Source organism: Streptomyces gobitricini (assembly GCF_039532985.1).
GTDB classification, from domain to species: Bacteria; Actinomycetota; Actinomycetes; order Streptomycetales; family Streptomycetaceae; genus Streptomyces; species Streptomyces gobitricini.
In genome coordinates this window covers 56,793-83,702 of sequence record NZ_BAAASR010000035.1, presented here as the reverse complement: position 1 = coordinate 83,702, position 26,910 = coordinate 56,793, and the positions used below count along the sequence as shown (strand labels likewise).

Here is a 26,910-nt window from a genome sequence, read left to right as displayed (position 1 = left end):
GCCCGCCGGGGCGGCGGACGCGGCGAACGGGGCGTCGGCGGCCGCGGGCGCCGGTGCGAAGGCGGCGGGGCCGCCGGGCGCCGGGCCGTCGCCGGCCGGTGCGACGGCGGACGGAGCGGTCCGCGGAACGTCGGTGACCGGCGCGGTGGTCCCGGGCGCGCCGGGGACGGCCGCCTGTCCGGGGAGCGGCGGGCAGTGCGGCATGGCGGTCGGTGGTGCCGGGAGGGCGGCCGCGTCCCGCGGAGGCGCCTCGCGGCTCGCGTCGGCCGGTGCGCCGGGTGTCCCGGCCGGCACGTCCGCCGCGTCCTCCTGGGCGGCCCTCGCCAGGGCGGCCAGGGAGACCTGGGCCGCGTTCAGATAGGCCAGATGGCTCTGTGCCGTCATGCGCTGGTGCTCGGCGTGGCGTTCGGCGGTCTGCTGCTGCGCCTGGCGCAGCAGGTGCAGCGCTTCCTGCCGGCCGGACCCGGCCGGTTCCGGCGGTGGGGGAGCGGCGTGTGCGCCGCCTCGGTGCGCTCCGCTCGCGGCGGGGGCGTCGGGTGCGCCGGGGGCGCCGGGATCCTGCTGGGACTGGGTCATTCCGCTGTCCTTTCCTGGTGGGCGAGGGCGCTGGGGCGCGCCGGGGGTGCGGCGGTGACCGGCGGTGCCGGTGCCGCGGCGGGTGGACCGGCGTCCGCGGCCCGTGCGGGCGGGTAGAGGCGGCCGACGTTGCTGCCGGAGATGGGCAGACTCATCCTGGGTTTCCTCCTTTGCGTGGTCGGGACGGGCGCGTGGTACTTCCACAGCGCCGCGAAGTCGATGGGCCGGGCGGCGTGCACCGCGAGGGCGGCGAGCGCGTCGTGCAGGACGGTGAACGCGTCGGTGCCGGGCCGGTCGCAGGGCACCGCGAGATGCGGCCGGGACCCCAGCGCCCGGGTGACGAGGCCGCTGAGGGCGGTGCCCGCGCCCACCTCGAGGAAGACGCGGACCCCGTCGTCGTACATCGCCTGGATCTGGTCGGCGAAGCGCACCGGTGCCGTCATCTGCGCGCCCAGCAGCTCCCGTACGGCCGCGGGCTCGGACGGGTAGCGCCGCGCCGTGACGTTGGACCAGACGTCGCACGCCGGGCCGTTCATGGAGGTCAGGTCGAGGAAGGCGTCGAAGGGCTCGGCGGCGCCGGCGACGGCGGGGCTGTGGAAGGCCGCCGACGTCCTCAGCCGGGTCGTGACCACGGACTGCGCGGCGAACTCGCGCTCCGCGCGTCGCACCGCCTCCGCCGCGCCGGCCAGCACCACCTGGTCGGGCGCGTTGTGCGCCGCCAGCCACAGGCCGTCGGGCGGTGTGGAGCCGAGGATCCGCCCCATCCGCTCGCCCGCGCAGGTCACCGCCAGCATTCCGCCGGGGCTGCCGGCGGCGGCCCGGGCCATCAGTTCGCCGCGCCGGGCCGCCAGCCGGAACAGGGTCCGCGCGTCGTACACGCCGGCCGCGTGCAGGGCCACCAGCTCCCCGAAGCTGTGCCCGGCGGTGCAGTGCGGGGTCACCCCGAGCAGGCCGAGCACGGCGAGCTGGGCGAGGCTCTGGACGGCCAGCGCGGGCTGGGCGTTCTCCGTGGCGGCCAGCACGTCCTCCTGTGCCCGGCGCGCGGTCTCGCCGAAGGCCGGGGGCGGGAAGACCACCCGGTGGGGTGCCAGGCCGAGTTCCCCGCCCCAGTCGGCGGCCCCGTCCCACACCTCCTGCGCCTCGGGGACGCGCAGGGCGAGACCGGCTCCCATGCCGACGTACTGGCTGCCCTGACCGGAGAACAGGAACGCGATCCGGCCGCCGTGGGACGGGCCGGCGTACCGGGTGCGGCACGGGTCGGTGATCGGCAGTCCGGGGTCCCGGACGATCCGCGCGGCCGCGGCGCGCAGCCGTCCGGCGGCTTCCTCGGCGGTGCCGGCCATCACGGCGAGGCGGTACGGTCGCGCGGCGTCGAAGTCCTGCTGTGTGGCCCGGGCCGTGTCGCTCAGGGGCCGCTCGGCCTCCGCCAGCCGGCGGGCCGCCGCCGCCAGTCCGTCCGGGGAGTCGGCACCGAGCAGGAGCAGCTCCGCCTCCGCGTCGCGCGCCCTGGGCGCCCGCGTCCGGCCGGCGGCCGGACGGTACTCCTCAGCGGTGACGTGGAAGTTGCTGCCGCCGAAACCGAAGCTGGAGACGGAGGCGCGCCGGGGATGGACGGAGTCACGCACCCAGGGCCGCGGTTCGGTGTTGACGTAGAGCGGGCTGGCGGCGGTGGCGAGGGACAGGTGGGGGCGGTCCACCTTGATGGTGGGGGGCAGCACCCGCTGGTGCAGGGCGAGGACGGCCTTCAGCAGCCCCGCGGCGCCCGCCGCCGACTTGGTGTGCCCGATCTGTGACTTGACCGAGCCGAGGGCGCACCACGGTCCGTCACCGACACCGCCGTCCGCCGCGAACACGTTCAGCAGGGCGGTGGTCTCCGCGGTGTCCCCCGCCTTCGTGCCGGTCCCGTGTCCCTCGACCAGCTCGACGGTCGACGGTCCGTACCCCGCCTGTTCGTAGGCGCGGCGGAGCGCGAGTTCCTGACCCGACGGCACGGGGGCGTAGATGGCGCCGCCGGCGCCGTCGGACGAGGATCCGAGACCCTTCAGCACCGCGTACACCCGGTTGCCGTCCCGTTCTGCGTCGGCGAGACGGCGCAGCGCGAACATCACGATGCCCTCACCGAGCATGGTGCCGTCGGCGTCGGCGGAGAAGGGACGGCAGTCACCCGACGGCGACAGGGCGGGCGTCTTGCTGAAGCACAGGTACATCGCGATGCCGTTCAGCGTGTCCGCGCCTCCGGTGAGGACCGTGTCGCACCGCCCCAGTTGCAGTTCCGCCACGGCGGAGGAGAGCGCCGCCAGGGACCCGGCGCACGCCGCGTCCACGGTGCAGTTCGGACCCTGGAGACCGAAGCGGTTCGCGATGCGGCCGGCCACGACGTTGCTGAGCAGCCCGGGGAAGGTGGCCTCCTGCCAGGGCACGTACTGGGCGGCGATCCGCTCGCACAGCAGGCCGGCCTGTTCCTCGCCGATCCCGCCGTCGCGCAGGGCCTTCAGCCACACCGGGCGCTGGAGCCGGCAGGCCATGTCGAAGAGCAGCTCCAGGCTGGAGGTGCCGAGGATGACCCCCACCCGTTCCCGGTCCATACGGGCGAGGTCGCCGCCGGTGGCGTCGATCAGCGCCTGTTCGGCGGCCACCAGGGACAGCAACTGGGTGGTGTCGGTGGCCGGCAGGGTGTTCGGCGGGAGGCCGTAGGCGAGCGGGTCGAAGTCCACCGGGTCGAGGAACGCCCCGCGCTTGGCGTAGGTACGGTCGGGCGCGGCGGGGTCGGGGTCGTAGTAGTCCTCGATGAGCCAGTGGGACGACGGCACGTCCCGCAGCAGGTCGCGGCCGCCTACGAGGTTGCGCCAGAAGCCCTCGACGGTGTGCGAGCCGGGCAGGAGCGCGCCGATGCCGACGACGGCCACGTCGAGCGGCCCGGGTGGGCAGGGGGTGGTGGGAGGCATGGGCATGCCGATCTCCTGAGGGTGCTGGACGAATGGGCCCGGTGTCCCGGGCGAGAGGCGGCACCGCGGCTCCGGAGTCGTCACGGGGCCCGGGGCGCCGGGAGGGTGCCGGGAGGGGGGTGTCAGGCGAGGGGGCGCCGGGAGGGTGCCGGGAGGGGGGTGTCAGGCGAGGGGGCGCCGGGAGGGGGCGTCAGGCGAGGGGGCGAGGGGTGAAGGCGAAGGCGGAGGCCGGCACCGGCAGGCCCGCGGCGCGCAGTTGCTGGGCACGGGTGACGACGGTGGCCCCCTCCAGCAGGTTCAGGCCGATCTGCGCGACCGAGCGCGCGCGGGTGTCGGCCAGGAAGCTCCCGGCGACCCAGTGGTTGAACGCCCCCATGGCCGGACCGCACCACAACTGGAAGTCGGTGCGCCGCTGCCCGTCGCCCGTGATGGCCCACCGGCTCGACTGCCCCAGGTACCAGCGGAACAGCAGGGCCATCCGGTGCCGGGGGTCCGCCTCGGCCCGTTCGACCTCGCGGGGGTCACGGGCCGCCCAGAACCGTTCGGTCTCCCGCCACACCTCGTCGACCGAGGCACGCAGAACCTCCCGCTCCAGCCTGCGGCGGGGCGCCTCGGGGAGGTCGTCCAGGCTCTGGTACCGCTCGTACAGCCGGTACAGGAAGTGCGCCCGGTGCGCGAACATGGTGCCCCGGCCCAGCACCTGCACCTTCACGCCCAGCTCGAACATGTCGGCCGACGGCGCCATCACGGTGTCGGCCAGGTCGGCGCCGGCGAGCATCTCGCGGGCCTCCTCGCACACGCCGGCCTCGGTCGCGGTCTGGTTGACCGAGCCCGTCACCACGTAGGCGGCACCGGCCGCGAAGGCGGCGGCGAGCGCCTGGGGGGTGCCGAGCCCGCCGGCGGCCCCGACCCGCACCGGGTAGCCGTGCCGCCCCGCGATCTCGTCGCGCAGCGCGAACAGCCGGGGCAGCAGGGCGGGCAGCGGCCGGTTGTCGGTGTGACCCCCGCTGTCCGCCTCGGCGGTGATGTCCTCGGCGACCGGCAGGCGGTCGGCGAGGAGCGCCTCCTCGCGGCCGAGGAGGCCGTCCCGCACCAGCGCGCGCACCAGCTCCGGGGGAGCGGGAGACATGAAGGCACGGGCGGTCTCCGGACGGGACACCTTCGCCATCACCCGGACCGGCCGGTGCACCGACCCGTCCGGCAGCCGTCGCACTCCGGTCAGTGCCAGGCGCACCACCGCGGGCGTCAGTTCCATGAACGCGGACACCGAGACGGTGCGGACGCCCTGGGCGAGCAGGATGTCGGCGACCGCGTTCTCCATGCCCCGCTCGCCGGGGGAGTGGATGAGGTTGACGGCCCAGCCCGGTCCCGTTCCCAGTTGCCGGCGCAGCTCGGTCACCGCCCGCCGAACCTGGTCGGGGGCGAGACCCGCCGCGCCGAACACACCGAGCATGCCGGTGCGTGCCGCCGCCGCGACCATCGTGGTGGTCGCGATGCCGTTGGCCATCTCCCCGACGACGTAGGGGAACCGCAGACCGTGCGCGGCGCGGAACGACGGGTCCCCGAGCCACTCCGGGTAGATGCCGGGCAGCAGGCCCTCGGGGCTCCAGCCCGCTTCGGCGCGGGGGGCGGGGCCGCCTGTGGACGCGGGCAGGAGCACTCCGCGCGCGCCGTCCGCGTCCCTGCGTACCACCTGTATCGGGGACCTGGGCGAGTGGGCTGCCAGTTCGGCGCCCGTGGGCGAGAAGTCGGGGTCGCCGGACCGCTGGTCGGGCAGCGCCCGGGGGAGGGAGGAAGGGACGGAGGTCATCTCTGCTCCGAGGAATCGTGCCGCTGGTGGTGCGGTGGGTTCAGGGACTGGCCTGCTCCGGGGCCGTCGGCAGGTCGCTCTGGGCGCGCAGCATGTAGAAGGCGGCCTCGGTGCGGCTGTTGACGCCCAGCTTCCGGAAGGCGCTTGAGAGGTAGTTCTTGATGGTCTGCTCCGAGAGCCGCAGCTCGCGGGCGATGGAGCGGTTCGACATGCCATGGCTCACGAGCCGCAGCACACGCTGCTCCTGGCGGCTCAGCCGGACCGTCACGTCGTCGGTGTCCTGCGGGCCGGTGTCCTGCGGGTCGGTGTCGTCCTCGGCCGCGGGCCGTTGCGGAGGCGGCCCCTGGGGCGCCGCCGGGCCGGCGCCACCGGTTTGCGAGGCGTATCCGGTCGATCGCAGGTCGGAGGCTTTCCGTAGAAGCGCCAGGGCTCGGGTGTGGGCCTGGCTGATGCGTTCCATGAGCTCCAGAGCGGTGAGCAGCAACACGTGGCTTTCCGCGTGCGCCTGGTGCTCCGCGCAGTCGGACGCGCACGGCGGGTTCTGAGTGCTCGAGCAATAACGGCTGTGGGGCAAGGCCGATCACGTCTTTCTCGGAGACTCGGCGCCGGGCGCCATGCGGCGGAGAGCCTGGCGGGTGGCGGTGGCGCGTCTGAGAAGCGAGGTGGTTGTTCGCGGGTGGTCAGGACCGCACGAGAGAGGTCACCTCTTCGAAACCGGTCACGAGTGAACTGTGCAACAGATCCGGTTGCCGTACGGCGGCGGAGTCCATGTTCATACCAATGGCGCACGTCCCGTCGTACGAAAACATGGCGACGGACAAAGCGCAGTTCACAACGGGGGCGAAGGGATGAAGACGGCGTACGCCGGTGCCCGCGAGAGACAGGGAGCGCTCCGGTCCCGGTACGTAGGTGCAGTGCACGTCGTCGGCCGCCAGGTGACCCGCGAGCAGCCGTACGCAGGGTGCCGGCGCCGAGGCCAACAGGCGGGACAGCGGGCCCAGTCCGTCCGGGTCGACGGGCGGGGTGGCCCGCGCGGCGCGCACGGCGGCGTGCACCGCCCGCAGCCGGAGCAGGGGGTCGGGCTCGCCGACCGGACCGGCCATGCGCAGACCGGAGAAGCGGTTCGAACCGTCCGCCGCGCCCTTGGGGGGCAGGGCCACCGCGACGGCCATGGGCACACTGCGGGAGCCCGTGCCCAGCGCCGTCTGGTAGTGGCGGAGCCCGCCGAGTACACCGGTGAGGTACGCGTCGTGGGTGGTTCCGCCGACCAGCCGGCCGGCGTCACGCAGTGCCTCGCGGGGCACTTCCATGATCCGCAGGGTGCGGCTCGTGGACCTGCCGCGCAGCACCGGGGAGGGCGGGGCCGGAGGGAACAGCGCGGACGCCGAGCTCCGCAGGAGGGCCGTGGTACGCGCGGCCGTGCCGAGCAGCGGGGCGGCGAGGGACAGTGGGCGGTCGGTCACCGCTCCCGCGAGCGACCGGGCACCGGAGAGGGCGGCGCCGACCAGACCGGCCGGCGTGCAGCGGCCGGGGCCCGTGTCGAGCGGGCCGTCCTGGGCCGGGGCCGGCACGACCCGCAGCGGCACCTGCGCGGGATCCTCGGACGAGTGCTCCCCGGGCGAGTGCTCTTCGCAGAGCGCGGCGAGCATCCGCAGCGCGGAGAAACCGTCGGCGATCGCGTGGTGCATCTTGCACAGCAGGACGGCCTCCCCGTCGTCCGCCGTCAGCCCGAGCACCACCTCCCACAACGGCCGGGAGGGGTCGAAGGGGGTCATCGCCATCGTCCGGGCCAGTTCCACCGCGTGGTCGGGGTCGTACGGCGCCGGCAGGCGCACCCGGCGCAGGTGGCAGGAGAGGTCGAGGTCCCGCACCGGCGCCCAGCGGGGCCGGCCGACGCCCAGGGCGGGCTCCGCCGGACGGGACCGGAGCAGGGCGTTTCCGTGCAGGAGCCGCTGGACCGCCCGGCGCAGCCGCGCCCAGTCGGGGGAGGTGTCGAGGGTGAGCATGGCGATCACCGGCAGCCGCAGGGCCGGACTCTCGGTACGCCACAGCACGGCTTCGGAGGTGCTCAGGGCGCGGGACTGGTCAGGTGCTCGCATCTCAGCGCTCCTGGTCCCGGCCGGCCATGGGCGCCTGCCACAGCGGCAGGACGGTGCGCGGCTCGCCGCCGGGTCCGGCGGAGGGCGACGCGGGCCGGTCGGCCGGGTGGGAGCCGGTCGCCGTGGCGGACGGGGAGCCGGTCGCCGCGGGCGGCGGGGAGCCGGTCGCCGCGGGCGGCGGGGAGCCGGTCGCCGTGGCGGACGGGGAACCGGTCGCCGCGGGCGGCGGGGAGTCGGTCGCCGTGGGGGGCGGCGGCGCACACTCGCCGAGCAGCGGTGGCGCCGACGGGTGGCCGGACGACGCGGACGTCGGGGTGCTGGTGTCCGGTCCCGCGGTGTCCGTCGCGGCGGACGGGGAGGAGCCGGGGCTCGGCACCGCCGGCGAGGGCGCCGTGCGCAGGGGCGATGCGGCGACCGTCCCACGGCCGGGCGCTTCCGGCGGCCGGACTCCGGGCACCGCCGGGGTGACGGCCGGGCCGGAGGGGACGCCCACCGTGACGGACAACGGGGGCGGGGGCGAAGGCGGCGGCAGCGGATGCTGGATCCGGTAGGTCCAGGCCGTCAGCAGGCCGGCGAAAGCGGCGACGAGAGCGGTGAGCATCTGGCGGAAAGTCAAGGCGAATCCCTGGGTCGGAATCATTTCACGCGTCAGGAGCGCGCGGTGATGAAGAAGGACTTGAAAGACTGGAGAAAGTTCAGCAGGGCTGCGGTGGTGTCCCTGAGGAAGAAGGCGAAATCGAGGGGGACGGTGAGAATCAGGTAAAGCGTGATGGTGAACAGCAGCCAGAACATCGGGGAGCGTCCGCGAAGAAACATCGTGTCGCCTTTCCGGCACCGCTCAGTCGGCGTCGGGCGCGTCGTGGAGCGGGAGTGACAGGAAGGCGGGTTCCGCGTCCAGCGAGTGCAGGGTGAGGCGGCGCAGCGGAGGCGTCCGGTTGGCGCAGGTGGGGTCGTGGCTGCCGATCACCAGGCCGACGCGATGCCCCGCGGCGACGTCCCGCACGGTGGTGCGCAGCCGTACGGTCACCGATGTCGGGCAGCGACCGCCGGTGTTCACGGTCGCCGCGCCCTGGCTGATCAGCCTGCCGACGCCCGCCGGGCCGACCTCGTACAGATGGGCGGTCAGCGTCACCTGCCGGGCGGGGCAGCCGACGCGCAGACGCACGTACGGAGCGCCCCGCAGCCGTTGCGCGTCGGTGAACGGGTCCGTCGTCCAGCGTGCGGCGGCGAACCCCGGGACCAGGGGGAACCAGACGGCGGGCATCGGGCCGAGGACCCGCTCCATCAGCTGCGTCACCAGCGGCACCCGGTCGGTCGCCCCGGTGGGCACTCCACTGAGGAGCCGGCTCCGCCAGGCGCCCCCTCGGCCGGCGGCGCGGCCGTACGACAGCAGCCGCGGGGGACCGAGCCCGAAGCGGGTGGGGGGCCGCGAGGGCAGCGCGGCCAGCGGTTCACGGTCTTCGAGGCCGCTCTCACGCAGGACCACCACAGGGCCGTCACCCTCCACCCCGGTCGTCATGCCGCGCATCTCGTGGTCCAGCCAGGCCCGCGCGTACTGCCACACCGCGCGGCCCGAGGCGGTGGAGAGCTGGGCGAGGGGCACGACCGGGTGGTCGTCGGGATGCAGGAGCAGCACGGACCTGCCGGTCAGGGCCGTGTGGAAGTCCACCACTTGGTCGGGGCGCAGGACCGTGTCGTTCCAACTGGCCGACAGCAGCACGGACACCGGCCGGGCGTTGAGCCGCTCCAGGCACGAGGAGGCGGACCGGCGCGCGGACCAGCGTTTCAGCTCGTCGTGTTGCAGGCCGCTGTAGAAGCGGAGTATGGCCCGGACGAACGACGGCTCGGCCCGGCCGCGCAGCAGACCCGAACTGAGCAGGGCCGCACCCAGCAGCCGGGGCGTGTCCCCGGCCGCGAGCGCCTCGTACAGATCGGCCCAGCCGTTCATGGCGACCACCGCCGTGACGCGGTCGTCCTCCGCCGCGGCCAGCAGGCTGATCCCCGCGCCGTAGGACAGTCCGACGGCCGCGACCCGCTTGGGGTCGGCGGCGGCGACGGTGGCGAGGAGCCAGTCGAGCACGGCACGGAAGTCCGACACGTCCGTGGGACCGGCGGCGCCCACCATGCCCCCGGACCCGTTGAACCCGCGGGGTGTGTAGCCGACCGTGACGTAGCCCGAACTCGCGAGCCAGGTGAGCATGCTGGAGAAGTCCCTGCCCGACGCCGCCCAGCTCGCCGGGAGGACGACCACCGGCCGCGACTCCGGCTGCGGTTCGCCCGCCCGCTCCACGTCGTACACCACCACCTCCAGTGAGACGCCGTCCGCGGCCGTCACACAGTGGCGCCGCTGGCGTACCGCCGGCTGAGGGGATGAGACGGGGAATTCGGGTGGTGCGGGCAGCACGAACCGAGGGACTTGCGGCATGTGGATTCCTCAACGGGAAAGATGATGGTCGTCCGGGGCGGTCGACCATTTCGTCCGACTCATCGACGGTAGGACCGGGGCGGACGGGGCGGCAATGAGTACCTTCGGCTGGGTACGAAGTAGTCCCGTTTGGCCGGGCCATTGCCGAGCACCCGGATTATTTGGCCTCAATCGCATTCCGGTCCGCGACGGCGGAGCGGTGGAGAATGCCAATTACGGAAGAATATGCCAGAACGCTTTGCCGGGCTTCCTCCGGTCCGCTGCGGATCACGCGGGAGGAGTAGGTCCCGGCAGGCCAGAACCGGGTCCGGGGCCAGAACCGGGTTCGGAGTCAGAACCGGGACCGGGCCCGGAGTCGGAACCAGGACCGGCAGGGCCTGGACCGGCTTCCGGGTGCGGGCGATGAGGAGGTGCGTCGTCGTGGTCGTGGTCGTGGTCGTCGGGGGGGCAGGGCCGCGGAGCAACAGGCCGCGGTTCCCCGCCCGAGACCCGTGGGGTTCACCGGGACGACGGCCGAGGAGGACGTCCGGCCGGCCGCCGGTGGGGCTGCGCCTGGCCCTGACGAGGCCGTCCGTGCGGAGGACCGGCGGATCGCCGGGGGCAGGCCGACGGGGGCCCACTCCTCGGCCGGTCCCCGCCGGGTCCTCGGCCGGACCCCGCCTACACCTCGACGCGCACCACCGTCGCGTCGTCGTGCCGCTTCCAGCGGTACGCGTACGAGGGCGACGCCTCCAGCTCCCGTACCCGGGCGATCAGGCCGCGCGGGCCCTCCTTGTCCACCACCGCGAAGCAGTCGGCCCAGTCGCCCATGCCGAACACCTCCGTCCAGCGGGTCGCCCCGTCCGTCATGGCGACCAGCGCCCGCACCTCGGCCGCCGGCACCCGGCCCGTGACCGCGCGGACCGCCACCGACGGGTCGGCGGCCGCCGTGTAGAAGCCGCCCTCCTTGTTCCGCACGGTCGCGTCCGCGATCGCGTGGGACGCCAGCGAGCCGGGCGGCAGCCGGTCGAGCCGGTCGTCCACCACCGCCCGTACCACCCCCTCCGGCGACCGGAGCAGCAGTACCGAGTCGGAGAGCACCAGGTACTCGACGTCCACCGCGTTCCACCGGGCCAGGACCACCGTCGCCTGGGGCGTACGTACGTGAGAAAGGTCACACGTGTCGCGGTGGGCGAGCGCGGTGCGCCGGATCGCCTCCGACAGGACCTCGGTCAGCGTCAGGTCCGGGCGGGAACCGGACAGTTCGGTCAGCGCGCCGCCGAGTCTGGCGGTGAACCAGGGCACCGAGTGCACACAACCGTCGTCGTCGATCGGGGGCGTGACCCCGTCGAGCACCACCAGTGCGCCTCCCTGGCCGGACGAGGGAACCGCCACGGAAGCCCAGTCCTCGTTGGCGCTTTCCGGCGAGCCCGGGACGGAGGAGATCTCGCTCTGCATGGGCCCAGTCTGCATGACTTCTTCACACCGCCCACAGAAGCCGGGACTTGGCCCGTACCGGCAGGTCAGATTGCCGGGAAGCGCAGGAACCCGGCCCTCCGGCAAGATGCGGGCGGGCATCCTGCCAAAGCCCGCGTAGATCTTTCAACCCGTACCTTCCCAGGCCCCCGCGGCGCCCGCCCGGGAGAGTTGTTCGCCCTGTCAGGAGTGTTGTTCACTCGTTCAGGTGGCGGAGTGGCCGACGTGTGTCCCCTTCAACAACGGCGCTGGGATGGTCGAGGCCGTACCAGGGGTTGGGGGGCTGTTCGCACACGTGACCGGTCGTCACCTCTGCTTCATGGGCGGACGAGTTCAAGAATGCGAGCACCGGTGCAGAAGCGCAGTGAGACTCCCGGCGACCCCCAGGCACCGGGCGGCCGCCGCGTACGCGTACGCAGCCGGCTCGTCACCGGTGTCGCGCTGGTCGGCATCACCGTCATAGGGGCGGGCGCCCCGGCCGTCCTCACCGCCTCCGGCGACCTCAACGACTCCCAGCGGCTCGTGACCCTCGCCGAGCTCAACCGGCAGGCGGTCACCCTCGCGCACTCCCTCGCGGACGAGCGCGACGAGGTCACCGCGTACGTCGCCGCCGGACGAGGCGCCGGGAACGACGACACCCGGGCCGACGACACCCGGGCCGACGACACCCGGGGCGGCGACGCACAGGACGCCGACAAGGGCCCCGGCACGGGCGCTCCCGGCATCGACGCCGCCCACCGCGCCCGCGTCGACCGGCAGATCGACGAGATCCACGCCGAGGCCCCCGCCGCCCTCCGCCGCGATCTCGCCGCCCTCCCCGCCGTCCGGCGCTCCGCCCTCACCGGCAAGGGCACCGCCATGGAGGCCCACCGGGCGTACACCGACGTCATCGCCAAGCTCCAGGACCTGTCCGCCGAACTCGCCGACAAGACCCCCGCCCGCGCCACCGACGCGGGCGCCGGCACCCGCGCCCTCACCGAGCTCGGCCGCGCCGTCGACCAGGCCTCCGCCACCCGCGGCCTGCTCATCGGCGCCCTCGCCGTACCCGGCAAGGAGAACACCGGGCTCGTCTACGACCCGGTCACCGGCCGGTACGTCGAGCCGGAGGACCCCGCCGGGGACGCGGCCGACCGCACGCGCGGCGCCCTCAGCGCCGCCGCGCAAAAGGCCCGCGTACGCGAACAGGCCGCCCTCGCCGACTTCGACCAGGCCGCCCCGCCCGCCGCACGCGACTCCCTCGGCGCCACGGTCACCGGGCCCGAGGTCAAGAGCGCCGAGACGTACCTCACGCGGCTCACCGACAGCCCCGAGCTGTCCGACGACGACCGAAGGACCGACCCGGCCAAGCTCCGGGCGACCCTCACCGCCCGTATCGAGCAGATGCGGGGCGTCGAGTCCTCCCTCGCCACCGACGAGGTGCGGCGCATGGAGCAGCTGCGCGACGACGACGTCACCGCGCTCGAACTGCGCATCGCGCTCCTCGGCGGCTGCCTGCTCATCGCGATCGGCGTGTCGACCGCCGTCGCCCGTACCCTCACCCGGCCCCTGGCCGTCCTCCGCATCGGCGCCGCCCGCCTCGCGGAGTCGCCCGAGACGGAGGAGCCGGTCCGGTTCACCGGCCGCAACGACGAGTTCGCCCAGGTCGTACGCTCCCTCAACACCCTGCACGGCAGGCTGCGCGACCTCGGCGCCCGCGCCGAGCGGCTGGACGCCGAGCGCACGGACGCCGTCGCCGCGCGCGAGGCCCTCGCCGCCGAGCTCGCCGGCCGGCGCACCGAGCTGCGGGAGCGGACCGCCGAGCTCGGCGCCGAACTCGAGGCGCTGCGGAGCAGCGTCCACCACACGTTCGTCAACCTCTCCCTCCGTACCCTCGGACTCGTCGAGCGGCAGCTCGCCGTCATCGAGAAGCTGGAGGAGCGCGAGCAGGACCCGGAGCGGCTCGGCACCCTCTTCAAGCTCGACCACATGGCCACGGTCATGCGGCGGCACAGCGAGAACCTGCTGGTCCTCGCCGGCCACGAGCACAACCACGCCCACCAGGGCCCGGTCCCGCTGGTCGACGTGCTGCGCGCCGCCGTCAGCGAGATCGAGCGGTACGAGCGGGTCACCATCCAGTCGCTGCCGCCGCACGCCCACGTGGCCGGGTTCGCCGCCGACGACCTCAGCCACCTGCTCGCCGAGCTGCTGGAGAACGCCACGTCGTTCTCGCCGCCGGAGGCGAAGGTCCAACTCTCCGGCTGGCTGCTGGAGAGCGGCGAGGTGATGCTCTCCGTCGAGGACGAGGGCATAGGGATGACGGAGGGCCGGCTCGCGGAGCTGAACGCCCGCCTAGCCGACCCGGAGGGCGAGTCCGGGGCCGACCGGGACGGCGAGGGCCTCGGCATCCGGGTGACCGCGCTCCTCGCGGCACGGCACGGGGTGCGCGTGCAGCTGCGGGAGCACAAGCAGGGCGGTGTGACGGCGGTCGTCGTGCTCCCCTCCGCCCTGCTGCCCGAGGCACCGTCGAGCGCCCTGCCCCCGTCGGTCACCCCGGCCGGGACCGCCCCCGCGCTGAACCTGCCGGGTTCGGTCGCGGAGGCCAACTCCAACTCCCTGCCCGGCGCCCGTACGGCCCCCGACCCCCTGGTCGCCGCCGCCGAGGCCACGCTCCGCGCCACCTCCGACGCCGCGAACGCCCCGGCGGACGAGGTCCCCGCTGACGAGGCCCCCGGCTCCGACGCGCCCGACACGACCGACGCGCCGGGCACGACCGACGCGACCGCGCCGGACGTAGCGGCGCCGGTCACGCCCGTACCGGACGAGCCGGATGTACCGGACGGGCCGGACGCGCACGAGGCACCCGCCGCCCACGCGGCACACGACGCGCCGCACGAGGACCGCGACGCGTCCGCCGCCCACGAAGCGTCCGACGACCGCACCCCCACGCCGCCCGGACCCGAGATGACCCTTCAGGTCCGCGCCCCGCGCGAGCCGGAGTCGGAGTCCGAGCCGGAGTCCGAGTCCGAGCCGGAGTCCGAGTCCGAGCCGGAAACCACTCCGGAGGCGCACGCGCGGGCGGGCGTACCCGAGGACGACGAGGCCGCCGCCGCGTCCCGCGCCCACGAGCCCAAGTGGGAGCGGGTGACCGACAAGGGCCTGCCCAAGCGGACGCCCAAGGTCGTCGAGGTCGCCACGCCGCCCGCCGGGCGCACGCGCGGGGTCGACGCCGAGGCGCTGCGGCGCCGGCTCGGCGGGTTCCACCAGGGCGCCCTGCACGGCCGCCGCGACGCCGAGGCCGAGATGGCCGAGAGCACCCAGCAGACGGAAGCGGTACGTACCGAAGAGACGGGGGACACAGTCGAGGAGGCACGGAGTTGACTGCGACGACCGGCAGTACCACCGGCACCGCAACGTTCGGACTGAGCAGTGAGGCCAGGAACCTGCACTGGCTGCTCGGGAATCTCGTCGAGGAGGTGCCAGGGGTACGTTCCGTAGCGGTCGTCTCGTCCGACGGGCTGCTGCTGCTCTCCTCCGACCCGGCGGACCGCAAGGGCAAGGCCGCGGCGGACGGAACCCGTTCCGACGGGCCGCGCGGGGCGGCCGCCGACCTCGCCACCATCGTCTCCGGCATCGGCAGCCTCACCATCGGCGCCGCGAAGCTCATGGACGGCGGCGACGTCAAGCAGACGATGGTCGCGATGGAGGAGGGCAGCGTCTTCGTCATGTCGATCAGCGACGGCTCCCTCCTGGGTGTGCACGCCACACCCGACTGCGACATGAGCGTCGTCGCGTACCACATGGCGCTCTTCGTGGGCCGCGCCGGACACGTACTCACACCCGAACTCCGCAGCGAGCTGCGCAAGTCGATGGAGAGCGCCGAATGACCTCCGCATCCGCCGCCGGCCGGCTGCCGGTCCGGGGCGGCGGGCGGCGGCCCGCCCGCGTCCGGCCCTACTCGCTCACCGGCGGCCGCACGCGCTTCGGCCACGTCCTGCTCGTCGAGACGTTCGTCGCCGCGCTCGAAGCGCCCGAGGAACGCAAGGAGCTGGCGAACGGCGGTCTCGCCTCCCGTGTCATGCCCGAAATGCGGGCCATCGTCGAGATATGCCGCCGGATGCGTACGGTGGCCGAGATATCGGCGCTGCTGAAGATGCCCCTGGGGGTGGTCCGGGTGCTGCTCAGCGACCTGGCCGACCAGGGAAGAATCCGCGTGTACGGCACCGGTCACGCGACCGGCCAGCCCGACCGCGCACTGCTCGAAAGGGTGCTGAGTGGTCTCCGCCGTCTCTGAGACGCCGCTGGACGAGCCCGAGGCCCAGGCCTGGCAGCTCGACCACACCCGCGCGCCCATCGCGACGAAGGTCGTGGTCGCGGGCGGCTTCGGCGTCGGCAAGACGACCTTCGTCGGGTCCGTCTCCGAAATCACGCCCTTGCAGACCGAAGCGCTGATGACGCAGGCGAGCGAGGACACCGACGACCTATCCGCGACGCCCGAGAAGCTCACCACCACCGTCGCCATGGACTTCGGGCGCATCACGCTCGACGACGACCTGGTGCTGTACCTCTTCGGTACGCCGGGACAACAGCGGTTCTGGTTCATGTGGGACGACCTGGTGCGCGGGGCGATCGGCGCGGTCGTCATGGCCGACACCCGGCGGCTCACCGACTGCTTCCCGGCGCTGGACTACTTCGAGAGCTGCGGGCTGCCCTACGTCGTGGCGGTCAACCACTTCGAGGGGAGCGAGCGGTTCGAGGCCGAGGACGTGCGCGAGGCGCTCACGGTGCCCAAGGACGTACCGATCGTGATCATGGATGCCCGGAACCGGATCACCGTGGTCGAGTCGTTGCTGGCGCTCGTCGCCCGGGCCCTCGAAATCACCCCTGAGTAAGGAAGAAGAGACTCCTCGATGCGGAAGATACTCATCGTCGGAGCCGGGCAGTCCGGTCTCCAGCTCGCCCTCGGACTCCAGTCCCAGGGGTACGAGGTCACCCTGATGTCCAACCGCACGGCGGACGAGATCCGGGCCGGCCGGGTGATGTCCACGCAGTGCATGTTCCACACGGCGCTCCAGCACGAGCGGGACCTGGGCATCAACTTCTGGGAGTCGCAGGCCCCGAAGATCCGGGGCCTCGGAGTCTCCGTCGCCGGACCGGAGTCGCAGCGGGTGGTCGACTGGCTCGGCACGCTCGACGGGTACGCCCAGTCCGTCGACCAGCGCGTGAAGATGGCCGGCTGGATGGAGACGTTCGCGCAGCGCGGCGGCCAGCTCGTCATCCACGGCGCGGCGGTCTCCGACCTGGACTACTTCTCCCGCACCTATGACCTGGTGCTGGTCTCCGCCGGCAAGGGCGAACTGGTGTCGATGTTCGGCCGGGACGCGTCCCGTTCCCCGTACAGCGAGCCGCAGCGCGCGCTGGCCGTCGCGTACGTCCACGGGCTCGGCCCGCGCCCCGAGCACCCGGACGTCGAGGCGGTCCGCTGCAACCTGGTGCCGGGGGTCGGCGAGATGTTCATCATGCCCACCCTCACCACCTCCGGCCGCGCCGACATCCTCTTCTGGGAAGGCGTCCCGGGCGGCCCGCTGGACGTCTTCCAGGGCGTCAAGGACCCCGCCGAGCACCTGGCGCTCACGCTGAAGCTGATGGAGAAGTTCCTGCCCTGGGAGTACGCGCGGGCGACCAAGGCGGAACTGACCGACGCCAACGGCACCCTCTCCGGCCGGTACGCCCCCACGGTCCGCAACCCCGTCGGCCGGCTCCCCGGCGGCGGCCTGGTCCTCGGCGTCGCGGACGTCGTCGTCGCCAACGACCCGATCACCGGCCAGGGCTCCAACTCCGCCTCCAAGTGCGCCGCCTCGTACCTGGCGACCATCGTGGAACACGGCGACCAGCCGTTCGACGAGCCCTGGATGCGGCAGACCTTCGACCGCTACTGGGACACCGCCCAGCACGTCACCAAGTGGACCAACGCCATGCTCGGCGTCCCCCCGGAGCACGTCCTCAACCTCATCGGCGCGGCCGGCCAGCTCCAGCCGGTGGCGGACCGCTTCGCGAACGGCTTTAACAACCCGGCGGACTTCGAGAACTTCTTCTACGACCCGGAGAAGACGTCCGCGTACCTCGCCTCGGTCACCGGAGCCTGACCACTCCTCTGACGTGCAGGTGCCCCCCAGCCCCGCCCGGCCGGGGGGCACCTGTCCGTTCAGCCGTCAGCCCCCGAAGAGCTGCCGATACGGGCGGTGGCCCCACGCAGCCTTCTGCTTCCGCTCACGCGACTGGGGCGACACCCTCGCCGCGGCCGGGATCACGCACGCGGACAGACGCGGTTCCAGCCGAACCCACTCCTCATCCGAAAGATCACCCCCGCCCCACGTCGGCCGAAACGCTCCACCGGAGCACGAGTCGCCCGACCCATCGGACACTGCCTGTACTCCTCCGTCACCCTTGCTTCGGATACTGAGGGCATGGAATTCGCCGTCCTCATGACCCTGCCCGGACTGGTCATCCTGCTGACAGTCGCGGCCTTCGCGGATCAACTGCTTCTCCGCGCCGGACGGGCGGGGCTGCTGCCCTGGCGGAACAGCGTCCGGCAGGGTCAGATATCGGCGACCGGGTTCGAGCAGCTCCACGCGAGCTTCTCACCCGGGAAGCAGAACGAACTCAAGGAGCGGCAGTCAGCACTGGTGATGAGGGATGACGAGGAAGACGGGGCGCCACCGAACCGAACAGCGGTAGACCTGGAGGCAGGGACCGCGGTCGTCCGGATCTCTCAGGCCGATCAGTAACAGGCCTCCATCACAGCCGGACCATGCAGAGCAGGCCAAGCGGGTGGACCTGTTGGCCGCCTTGACGTCCTTGAGGGTGACCTCGATGACGGCCGCGACCGGCACGGGCACCACGCGTGGCGGTCGCCGCCCCCGTCACAGCGCGGTAGCGCGCCCTACTTCACGCCGGACGTACGTCCCAGGCGCACCCGGACGGCGACGGCCGCGGAGGCGATCACGGTGAGGCCGCCGAGGACGGTGGGCCAGGTGATCGGCTCGTGCAGGAGCAGCGCGGCCCAGCAGATGGTCATCACGGGTTGCACGAGCTGTACTTGGCTGACCTGCGCCATCGGGCCGATGGCCAGGCCGCGGTACCAGGCGAAGAAGCCGAGGAACATGCTCACCACGCCGAGGTAGGCGAACGCGGCCCACTCGGTCGGGGAGCCGGTCGGGGGGTGCTGGGCCACGGAGAAGGCGGTGAGGGCGATCATCAGGGGCGCGGAGAGCACCAGCGCCCAGGAGATGGTCTGCCAGGCGCCCAGCTCACGGGCGAGGAGCCCGCCCTCCGCGTAGCCGGTGCCGGCCGCGAGGACGGCGCCGAGCAGGAGCAGATCGGACCAGTGGAGGCCGCCGAAACCGCCGCCCCGCAGCGAGGCGAACCCGACCGCCGCGGTCGCGCCGACCGCCGCCATGGCCCAGAACCGGACCGGGGGGCGTTCGTGGCCGCGGAGGACCGCCAGGACCGCGGTCGCGGCCGGCAGGAGCGCGATCACCACGGCACTGTGCCCGGCCGAGGCGGTGGTCAGCGCGTAGGAGGTCAGGACGGGGAAGCCGACGACCACACCGCCGGCGACGACCGCCAGACGGGCCCACTGGACACCGCGCGGCAGCCGCTGCCGGGTGACGGCCAGCGCGGCGGCGGCGAGCAGCGCGGCGATCACCGCCCGGCCGGAGCCGACGAACAGCGGGGAGAGGCCACCGCCCGCGACGGCCACCCGGGTGAACGGGACGGTGAACGAGAACGCCGCCACACCCAGCAGGCCCCACCAGAGGCCGGTCCGAACGCTGGATAGCGCGGGAGCGGCGGTAAGAGTAGCGCTACTATTGTTTCTCATGGATAACAGTAGCAGTGCGCGGATCGTCGCCGACCTCGGGGAGTGGATCGCGACCGCCGCACCGGGCGCCAAGCTGCCCTCCACCCGGTCGCTGGTGGCCCGGTACGGGGCCAGCCCGGTGACCGTGCAGAAGGCGCTGCGCACCCTGGCGGCCCGGGGAGTGGTGGAGAGCCGGCCCGGTGTGGGGACCTTCGTCCGGACGGTCCGTGTGGCCCGGCCCAACGACTACGGGTGGCAGACGGCGGCGCTCGGGGCGCCGCGGCACCGCGTCCCGGAACTCTCCCGCGCGCTGCGGACCTTCCCGAACGACGTGATCGCGCTGCACTCGGGCTACCCGGACCGGGATCTGCTGCCCGAGCGCCTGGTCCGTGCCGCGTTCACCCGCGCGGCGCGCGGCGATGCCACCGTGAGCCGTCCGCCGGCCGCCGGGCTGCCCGGGTTGCAGGCCTGGTTCGCGACCGAACTCGGCAGCGCGATGCCGCTGGGGACGGCGCCCCCGGCACCGAGCGACGTCGTCGTCGTCCCCGGCAGCCAGAGCGGGCTCAGCACCGCTTTCCGGGCGGTGGTCGGCGCGGGCCGCCCGCTGCTGATGGAGTCGCCCACCTACTGGGGCGCGATCCTCGCCGCCGCGTCGGCCGGCGTGCGGGTCGTACCGGTCCCCAGCGGAGCGGACGGCCCCGATCCGGACGAGTTGGCGCGGGCGTTCGAGCAGACCGGAGCGCGCGCGTTCTACGCCCAGCCCAACTTCGCCAACCCCACCGGCGCCCGCTGGTCGCCCGGCCTGGCCGACCGGGTCGTCGGCATCGTCCGCGCGTACGGCGCGTTCCTCATCGAGGACGACTGGGCGCACGACTTCGGCATCGACACCGACCCGGTCCCGGTCGCCGCCCGGGACGACAGCGGGCACATCATCTACCTGCGCTCCCTCACCAAGAGCGTCTCCCCGGCCGTCCGCGTCGCCGCGATCACCGCCCGTGGCCCCGTCCGCGAGCGGATCCTCGCCGACGCCCAGGCCGAATCCATGTACGTCAGTGGCATCCTGCAAGCCGTCGCGCTCGACGTGGTCACCCAGCCCGCCTGGCGCACCCACCTGCGGAACGTGCGCCACCAGCTCGCCGCCCGCCGCGACCTGCTCATCGGCGCGCTCCACGAGCACGTGCCGGCCGCCGCCCTCGAAGCCGTCCCCCGGGGCGGGCTGAACCTGTGGGTGCGGCTGCCGGACACCACCGACCTGGCCCGTCTCGTACGGGACTGCGAGACCGCCGGGCTGATCATCGCCGACGGCAACGCGTGGTTCCCCGCCGAACCGACCGGGGCGTTCCTCCGCCTCAACTACTCCGGCCCGAACCCCGGCGCCTTCCCCGAGGGGGCCCGCGCCCTCGGACAGGCACTCGCGGCGCAGCAAGCGAGGTAGGCGCGGTCGCGGTGACTCGTGGGGCCGGCGTCTGACATCTCCACGGTCTGGGCCTACCCGGTCGCGTCACGGTACGCGAAAAGCTGGAGGGCCGGTCGCTCTCACCCGGGGCCTGCGGGTGGGAAAGGCGGGACGGGAAGGGCCGGTGCCCGTTGTGCCGGGAAGCGGCCGTCACCGGACCGTGAGCGGTGGCTCCGGCCCGGCGAGCCACGGCCGGGTCGCGCCGTCACCCCTGGTCGTACCCCTCGTCCGAGCCGCCCGCCGCGCCGGTGGGCAGCTCGGGCGGGGTGTAGGAGCGCAGGGAGCGGGCCTTGGGGTCGGGGCGGACCGCGCCGAGGAGGGGGTTCGCGGCGATCGGGGAGACCTTGACCCGGGCGCCGGGGCGCGGGGCCTGGATCACCAGACCGTCACCCACGTAGATCGCCACGTGTGTGGCCCTGGGGAAGTAGACCACCAGGTCGCCGGGGCGCAGGGAGCGCAGCGGCACCTTGGGGAGGGTGCGCCACTGCTCCTGGCTGGTGCGGGGGATGGGGCGGCCGGCCTTCGCCCACGCCTGGGACGTGAGGCCCGAGCAGTCGAAGGACTCCGGACCCTCGGCGCCCCACACGTACGGTTTCCCGATCTGTTCGACGGCGTACGACAGGGCCTCGTCGCCCAGTTCGGAGGGGGCGCGGGTGCCTTCCAGCTCGCCGGTGGCGAGGAGTTCGCGCTGGGCGTCCGCCATCTCCGCCTCCTCCAGGGCGGCCAGCTCCTCGACCTCCTCGTCCGACAGCGTGGCGAGGGTCTCCTCGACGTCCTTCAGCCGTGCCGTCACCTCGTCGCGGGCCTTCTTCCGCTGCTCGGCCAGCGTCTGCTCCCGGTCCAACGCCTCGCGGGAGGCTGTCGCGAGCTGGTCCGCCCGCTTCTCGCCCTTCTCCAGCCGGGCCACGGTCGCCGCCCGTTCGCGGGCCGCGCGGCGGAGCACATGGTGCTGGTCCAGCGCGTGGTCGGGGTCCCGGGCGAGCAGCAGCCTCAGGGAGGAGGAGAAGTCGGTACGGCCCTGGTACTGGGCCCGCGCCAGCCGGCCGGCCTCCATCCGGGCGCGGGCGAGGGAGTCACGGGTCCGGGCGAGGTCACCGGTGAGCTTCCTGGTCTCGGCGGTGAGTGCCTTCAGCTCCTCCTCGGTGGCGTTGTACGTCTCGGTCGCCTCCTCCGCCTGCTGGTACAGCGTGCGCAACTGCGCGAGCAGCTCCGGCACGCTGGACGAGCCGGCCGGTTCGGTGGACGAGTCAACCGGTTCGGGCGCGGCGGCCGCGGGCGCGGTGGGCAGCGCGGCCAGCAACGCGGCCGCGCACACGGTCCGCAGCAGTCTTCGTGACATGTCATCACCTCCGCCCTCATCATGGGGCGGTGAATGGTATGACAAGCGTATTAAGTACCTGAGTGGGGGGAACGTCCCCACAGGGTCACCCGTTCTGGCTACTCGACCGGCAGCCCGTAGAACATCCGGTCCCGCCGGCCGACCACGCCCGCCGTCCCCGCGGCCGGCGCTGGAGTACGCCGCCGACGTGTCCCTGCCGCCCGGGGCCCGGAGCGGCGTCAACGACCGCGGGTCCTGGCGCACGGCCGGCGCGTCCGGCCTCAGCGCGAGGACCTCCTGGACGGGGACGCCACAACTCCTCGCCCGTGCCCCGTCGTACGCGAAGAGGTACGTGCGGGACGCCGACGTGCCGGTGAACCGCACGACCGTGCCGGAGCGCCCGGCGATCGACGGCAGCCGCACACCGGCTCGTCGTCCCGGGCGAGGTACCGCACCGCGCTCGCCGACTCCGGCACGCGTGCCGACGCGGTGTACGGCCCGCACCGACGGGGGTCACCGTCCCGCAGCGGTCCGATCGGCTGAAGCGGCGACGACGATTCCATGCGGGAACTCCCCCTCTTGGCGGCGCGGCGACAGCGGCGCGCCGGCGCGACAGAGGCGCGTCGGCGGCGACTGCGCCGCGTCGGGGTGCACGCCCGCGATCCTACGACTTCTGTGACCAGGGCCACTTCAGTTCGCGCCGCTCGCGGCCCTCGGGGGCGTACTCGTACTTCCAGCCGCGTTGCAGCCCGAGCCGCTTGGTGTAGCCGGAGGGCACGCGGCGGTAGGCGTGGACGGTCGGCGGGCCGCCGTCCTCGGCCGGGACGGGGACCGTGTACCACTTGGGCGGGTGGCCGGTGGGACCGGTCAGCACGGGCAGGACCCTGCCGTCCAGGGGGCCGCCGTGGAAAGGTGTGTTCTCGCTTCGCACGCCCCCAGTCTCACACCGGGGTCACAGCAGGTGCGCGGCGTCGCTCACCACGGGGAGCACGCCACGGGCCAGCGTGCCCACCGGTCCCTCGCGCCTCTCCCGCGCCAGCAGGGCCGCCGCCGCCCCCGCCGTCTGCTCGTCGCTCGCGGCCGTCGCCGTCAGCAGCGCGACGAGGTGGTCGACCAGCCAGGCACGCAGTTCGGCGGCGTGCGGCTGCTTGCCCTCGTCCAGCCAGATGAGTGACGCCGCCTCCACCGCCGCGATCCAGGTCCGCACCATCATGCGCAGCCTCGGGCCGGGGTCCGGCACACCCAGGTGCAGCAGGATCTGCTCGGCCGCCGCGCGCCGCACCTCGTCGACGATGGCGGTCGTACGGGAGGTCTCGGCGACGCTGCCGCCCTGGAGGAGGGCGCTGAACCCGGTGTCGTGCCCGTCGACGAACGCCAGGTACCGGTCGAGGACGCGGGCGAGCCGCTCGGTGGGCGGCCCCACGGGCGGTTCGGCGAAGCACAGCTCCAGCTCGTGGGCGGCCGACCGCAGCGCGGCCTCGTACAACTCCTGCTTCCCGCCCGCGAAGTACCGGTACACGAGCGGGCGCGAGACACCGGCCGCCTCGGCGACGTCGTCGAGCGACACCTCCTCCGGCGCCCGGTGCGCGAAGAGCGACAGGGCGACGCCGAGGAGCTGTGTACGGCGCTCCTCGACGCTGAGCCGTCGGTACGCGGGTGCGGGCGTGGCGGCACTGGTCATGCCCCGCAGCGTAACTCCGCCCCGCCCGCGCGGTGCCGGGCTTCAGGTGAGTTCAGGCGAGTTCAGGCGAGTTCAGGCGAGGAGGCCGGAACTCTTCCAGAGCCTGCGGCCCACGCCGCGCAGCACCCCGATGTCCTCGAGGAAGTCCGTCAGCCGGCGGGCTCCCGATTGCATGACCTCGCGGCGGTGGCCGCTGGCCCTGACCTGTGCGACGGCCTCGCGCCGGTCGAGGCCGACGTTCTCGTACACCCGCGGGTTGACGAAGCAGAGGGAGAAGACGCGGGCCGCCTCGCCGCAGCTGACCCGGGTGAGCTCCTGCTCCCAGCGCGGGGCGGTGACCATCTGCCGGCGCAACTCCTCGCGGGCGTACCGGACGTGGCGTGCCTCCTCCACCACGTGGATGCGGGTCACGCCGCGCACCAGGGTCTGGACGCGCTCGTCGGGGAAGGTGAGGCGCTGCATCCAGTCGAGGATCTCCTCACCCAGCAGCGTCGCCGCGAACGAACCGGGGGTGGTGGACACGGTCTTCAGGACGCGCGCCATGTTGTGGTAGACGCGCGGCACCGGGTACGCCGGTGCCCCGCCCTTCTGGATCATCCTGGCGAACATCATCGAGTGGCGGCACTCGTCCGCGATCTCGGTGAGCGCGTAACGGACATGGTTGCTGGTGACCGACTTGTCGTAGATGTGCCGGACGAGCAGCTGCATCAATATGATCTCGAACCAGATGCCGAGGGAGGCGAGGGACGCGGCCTCGTGCCGGGCCAGGTCCATCCGCTGTTCCTCGGACATCTTCCGCCACAGTGGAGTGTCGTAGAGGGAGACCAGCTCCGGCGGCCAGAACCACCTGCCGTCCTCCAGGGGCGCGTCCCAGTCGAGTTCCTTGTCGGGGTCGAAGGAGTGCTTGGCGGACGACTCGAGCAGGCGCTCCGCGACCTGTTCACGGTCCCGGAGCGGGCCGAGCGCGTCGCGGAGCAGACGGATGTCGCGTTCGGACACGGTGGTCATGGGCAGGGCACCTCGCGCAGTTGGCGTTACTGGGGGTCATCCCTTATAAGACTGCTTGTCAGCAAGACCGTCAATCCCCTGTGCCCGACTTGTTGACTCGATGTCTACCAACGTGTGAGCCTGCCAATTACCCGTCCGCGCACAGGCGAAGGAGCCGTCCGTGTCGACGCACGATCTCTACAGTAAGGATCCCGGAGACCCGGTCTGGCAGGTGCCCGCCACCGGTTCGGCGCGTTTCAGCTGGGAGTACGACGACGGCCGCGACCGGCTGCTCGCCCTCTACCAGAAGGGCAAGGACAAGCAGTGGGACGGCGCCCGGCGCATCGACTGGGACCTGGAGGTCGACCCCTGTGACCCCCTCGGCACCCCGGACGAGGCGCTGACCCTGTACGGGACGCGCCACTGGGCCAAGATGACCGAGAAGGACAAGGGCGAGCTGCGCAAACACTACGCCTCCTGGCAGTTCAGCCAGTTCCTGCACGGCGAACAGGGCGCGATGATCTGCGCCGCCCGGATCGTCGAGTCCGTCCCCGACATGGACGCCAAGTTCTACTCCGCCACCCAGACCATGGACGAGGCCCGGCACGCCGAGATCTACGGCCGCTTCCTCCACGAGAAGATCGGGATGCTGTACCCGATCAACGACAACCTCCAGGGGCTGCTGGGCGACACCCTCCGGGACTCCCGCTGGGACATGCCCTACCTCGGCATGCAGGTCCTCATCGAAGGTCTCGCGCTCGCCGCGTTCGGCATGATCCGGGACACCACGGACAAGCCGCTGCCGAAGCAGATACTCGCGTACGTCATGCAGGACGAGGCCCGGCACGTCGCCTTCGGCCGCATGGCGCTGCGCGACTACTACAAGCAGCTCACCGACGCCGAACTGCGCGAGCGCGAGGAGTTCGTCATCGAGGGCTGCTACCTCATGCGCGACCGGCTGCGCGGCGTCGAGGTGCTGGAGAACTTCGGCGTCTCGAGGAAGGAGGCGGAGGCGTTCTCGGAGCAGTCCGAGTTCCTCCACCTCTTCCGCAAGCTGCTCTTCAGCCGGATCGTCCCGTGCGTCAAGGACATCGGCCTGTGGGGCGAGCGGCTCCAGAAGGCGTACGTGGACATGGGCGTCTTCGAGCTGGGCGACTCCAGCCTGGACCTGCTGATGAATCAGGACGAGGAGATCGCGGAGCGGCTCGACCGCGAACGTTTCGCCGCGGAGGAGGCGGAGCGGGTCGCGGAGGTGACGGACGCCATCGCGGACGGCGGCTCGTGACCAGGGGCTTCGGGCGCGTGACATAACCTGACGGGCATGACCATGCCGCCTTCGCCCCAGCAGCCGCCAGGCCCGTACGGCCCGCCTCCCGGCCCGTACCAGCAGCCGCCGGGGCCGGGCCCTTTCCCCGGTCCGCAGGCGGGAGTCCCGCAGCAGTACCCCGGACCGCAGGCGGGCCCGTACCAGCAGCCGCCGGGGCCGGGCCCGTTCCCCGATCCGCGGGCGGGAGTCCCGCAGCAGTACCCGGGCCCCTACGGCGGTCCGCTGCCCGGCCCGTACGGCATGCCGCAGCCGCCGAGGAAGAAGCGCACCGGGCTGGTCGTGGGCCTCGTCGCCGGGGGGCTCGTCCTGCTCGGCTGCCTCGGCCTGGGCGTCAAGATGGTCGTCGACGCGGCCGGCGACGACACCCCCTTCCCGGCCGCCACGCACAAGCTCACCGTCCCCAAGACGCTCCTGGACGGCGAGTACACGCTCGCCCAGGACATGTCGGGCACCGAGGGCAAGAAGGTCCTGGAGGAGTCGTACGACCCCCGCGTCCGGAGCGACGGGGCGGCCGTGGCGCAGTACACCGCCGAGAAGGACGGCGAGATCAAGGCGCTCGTCGTCTCCGGGTTCTACGGCCAGATCAAGAACCCCGACGTCCAGCGCCGCAGCGTGCTGCGCGGCGCGGGCACCGGGCAGAACGCCAGGATCGAGATACCCGCCAAGGACGTCACCCCCGCCGGGTCCGACGTCAAGGTCGAGTGCGAGGTGCTCACCAACACCGAGGCGGGCAACGAGGTGACCTTCCCCATGTGCGCCTGGGGCGACGGCAACACCGTGGCCGGTGTCGGCGTGGTCGACGCGTCCTCGGCCGGCCGGAAGCCCGAGGACATCGACCTGAACGCGGCCGCCGAACTGACCCTCGAGGTCCGCGACGACATCCGTGAGCCGCTCGGCTGAGAGGTCCCGGCCGGAAGCCGTCCGCAAGGTGAACCCGGGCGCCGCAGGGCCCTGTTCGCGCGGGTGGAGGAGACGCTTCCCGGCCCCCTCCACC

At 73.2% G+C, this 26,910-nt stretch carries 22 protein-coding genes and 1 pseudogene; 9 read left to right on the top strand and 14 right to left on the bottom strand.

The genetic code is table 11. The features are described from left to right. The 9 genes and pseudogenes from ABD347_RS26735 to ABD347_RS26695 form a co-directional block, all read right to left on the bottom strand. Nucleotides 1-576 (bottom strand): annotated as a pseudogene (locus ABD347_RS26735) (hypothetical protein); the annotation flags it as partial. Then, entirely contained in the window at nucleotides 573-3,527 is a 2,955-nt protein-coding gene (locus ABD347_RS26730) for a beta-ketoacyl synthase N-terminal-like domain-containing protein (protein WP_344365958.1), read from the bottom strand. The pseudogene ABD347_RS26735 and the gene ABD347_RS26730, both read right to left, overlap by 4 nt. 184 nt (nucleotides 3,528-3,711) lie before the next feature. Beyond that, nucleotides 3,712-5,331, bottom strand: coding sequence for a PfaD family polyunsaturated fatty acid/polyketide biosynthesis protein (locus ABD347_RS26725; protein ID WP_344365956.1), 1,620 nt, complete (start codon nucleotides 5,329-5,331; stop codon nucleotides 3,712-3,714). 40 nt (nucleotides 5,332-5,371) lie between these two features. Then, the gene (locus tag ABD347_RS26720) at nucleotides 5,372-5,818 is read right to left on the bottom strand and encodes a response regulator transcription factor (RefSeq protein ID WP_344365953.1); all 447 of its coding nucleotides are present in this window, start codon (nucleotides 5,816-5,818) and stop codon (nucleotides 5,372-5,374) included. Between the two features lie 193 nt (nucleotides 5,819-6,011). Beyond that, nucleotides 6,012-7,430: a wax ester/triacylglycerol synthase domain-containing protein gene (locus ABD347_RS26715; protein ID WP_344365951.1), complete on the bottom strand. Its 1,419-nt coding sequence runs from the start codon at nucleotides 7,428-7,430 to the stop codon at nucleotides 6,012-6,014. Nucleotide 7,431: 1 nt separating this feature from the next. Beyond that, the gene (locus ABD347_RS26710) at nucleotides 7,432-8,046 is read right to left on the bottom strand and encodes a hypothetical protein (protein WP_344365950.1); all 615 of its coding nucleotides are present in this window, start codon (nucleotides 8,044-8,046) and stop codon (nucleotides 7,432-7,434) included. 32 nt (nucleotides 8,047-8,078) lie between these two features. Continuing rightward, complete coding sequence (locus tag ABD347_RS26705; RefSeq protein ID WP_344365948.1) at nucleotides 8,079-8,246, bottom strand: hypothetical protein; 168 nt, start codon at nucleotides 8,244-8,246, stop codon at nucleotides 8,079-8,081. Between the two features lie 22 nt (nucleotides 8,247-8,268). Continuing rightward, a complete protein-coding gene (locus ABD347_RS26700) occupies nucleotides 8,269-9,855 on the bottom strand; it encodes an alpha/beta fold hydrolase (RefSeq protein WP_344365947.1) in 1,587 nt (528 codons plus the stop codon). Nucleotides 9,856-10,515: 660 nt separating this feature from the next. After that, on the bottom strand, nucleotides 10,516-11,292 hold the full coding sequence (locus ABD347_RS26695) for a hypothetical protein (protein ID WP_344365946.1): 777 nt from the start codon (nucleotides 11,290-11,292) through the stop codon (nucleotides 10,516-10,518). 357 nt (nucleotides 11,293-11,649) lie between these two features. On the opposite strand from ABD347_RS26695, the gene ABD347_RS26690 reads away from it, so the two are divergent. The 6 genes from ABD347_RS26690 (at nucleotide 11,650) to ABD347_RS26665 (ending at nucleotide 18,074) form a co-directional block, all read left to right on the top strand. Continuing rightward, a complete protein-coding gene (locus ABD347_RS26690; protein WP_344365944.1) occupies nucleotides 11,650-14,667 on the top strand; it encodes a sensor histidine kinase in 3,018 nt (1,005 codons plus the stop codon). Then, a complete protein-coding gene (locus tag ABD347_RS26685; protein ID WP_344365943.1) occupies nucleotides 14,664-15,173 on the top strand; it encodes a roadblock/LC7 domain-containing protein in 510 nt (169 codons plus the stop codon). Before ABD347_RS26690 ends, ABD347_RS26685 begins: the two co-directional genes overlap by 4 nt. Then, nucleotides 15,170-15,580, top strand: coding sequence for a DUF742 domain-containing protein (locus tag ABD347_RS26680; RefSeq protein ID WP_344365942.1), 411 nt, complete (start codon nucleotides 15,170-15,172; stop codon nucleotides 15,578-15,580). Before ABD347_RS26685 ends, ABD347_RS26680 begins: the two co-directional genes overlap by 4 nt. Further along, complete coding sequence (locus ABD347_RS26675) at nucleotides 15,561-16,178, top strand: GTP-binding protein (RefSeq protein ID WP_344365941.1); 618 nt, start codon at nucleotides 15,561-15,563, stop codon at nucleotides 16,176-16,178. Before ABD347_RS26680 ends, ABD347_RS26675 begins: the two co-directional genes overlap by 20 nt. Before the next feature lie 18 nt (nucleotides 16,179-16,196). Next, on the top strand, nucleotides 16,197-17,432 hold the full coding sequence (locus tag ABD347_RS26670) for a styrene monooxygenase/indole monooxygenase family protein (protein ID WP_344365939.1): 1,236 nt from the start codon (nucleotides 16,197-16,199) through the stop codon (nucleotides 17,430-17,432). 321 nt (nucleotides 17,433-17,753) lie between these two features. After that, a complete protein-coding gene (locus ABD347_RS26665) occupies nucleotides 17,754-18,074 on the top strand; it encodes a DUF6191 domain-containing protein (RefSeq protein WP_344365937.1) in 321 nt (106 codons plus the stop codon). A gap of 155 nt (nucleotides 18,075-18,229) precedes the next feature. Here the strand turns inward: ABD347_RS26665 and ABD347_RS26660 are convergent, their stop codons facing one another. Continuing rightward, on the bottom strand, nucleotides 18,230-19,168 hold the full coding sequence (locus ABD347_RS26660) for a DMT family transporter (RefSeq protein WP_344365935.1): 939 nt from the start codon (nucleotides 19,166-19,168) through the stop codon (nucleotides 18,230-18,232). Between ABD347_RS26660 and ABD347_RS26655 the strand changes: the two genes are divergently transcribed. Further along, on the top strand, nucleotides 19,167-20,582 hold the full coding sequence (locus tag ABD347_RS26655; protein WP_344365932.1) for an aminotransferase-like domain-containing protein: 1,416 nt from the start codon (nucleotides 19,167-19,169) through the stop codon (nucleotides 20,580-20,582). The two genes, ABD347_RS26660 and ABD347_RS26655, sit on opposite strands and share 2 nt — an antisense overlap. A gap of 226 nt (nucleotides 20,583-20,808) precedes the next feature. On the opposite strand, the gene ABD347_RS26650 is transcribed toward ABD347_RS26655, so the two are convergent. From ABD347_RS26650 to ABD347_RS26635, 4 genes are all read right to left on the bottom strand, one after another. Continuing rightward, nucleotides 20,809-21,942, bottom strand: coding sequence for a C40 family peptidase (locus tag ABD347_RS26650; RefSeq protein ID WP_344365931.1), 1,134 nt, complete (start codon nucleotides 21,940-21,942; stop codon nucleotides 20,809-20,811). Nucleotides 21,943-22,585: 643 nt separating this feature from the next. Then, nucleotides 22,586-22,852: a hypothetical protein gene (locus ABD347_RS26645; RefSeq protein ID WP_344365929.1), complete on the bottom strand. Its 267-nt coding sequence runs from the start codon at nucleotides 22,850-22,852 to the stop codon at nucleotides 22,586-22,588. Nucleotides 22,853-22,873: 21 nt separating this feature from the next. Beyond that, complete coding sequence (locus ABD347_RS26640; RefSeq protein ID WP_344365927.1) at nucleotides 22,874-23,602, bottom strand: TetR/AcrR family transcriptional regulator; 729 nt, start codon at nucleotides 23,600-23,602, stop codon at nucleotides 22,874-22,876. Between the two features lie 72 nt (nucleotides 23,603-23,674). After that, a complete protein-coding gene (locus ABD347_RS26635) occupies nucleotides 23,675-24,610 on the bottom strand; it encodes an AurF N-oxygenase family protein (protein WP_344365924.1) in 936 nt (311 codons plus the stop codon). Nucleotides 24,611-24,770: 160 nt separating this feature from the next. Between ABD347_RS26635 and ABD347_RS26630 the strand changes: the two genes are divergently transcribed. Beyond that, nucleotides 24,771-25,874 (top strand): ferritin-like domain-containing protein, encoded by a 1,104-nt coding sequence (locus tag ABD347_RS26630; RefSeq protein WP_344365921.1) that lies wholly within the window; start codon nucleotides 24,771-24,773, stop codon nucleotides 25,872-25,874. A 36-nt stretch (nucleotides 25,875-25,910) separates the two neighbouring features. After that, nucleotides 25,911-26,816 carry a hypothetical protein gene (locus ABD347_RS26625; RefSeq protein ID WP_344365919.1) on the top strand — a complete coding sequence of 302 codons (906 nt, stop codon included), beginning with the start codon at nucleotides 25,911-25,913 and terminating at the stop codon, nucleotides 26,814-26,816. Nucleotides 26,817-26,910: the final 94 nt, after the last annotated feature.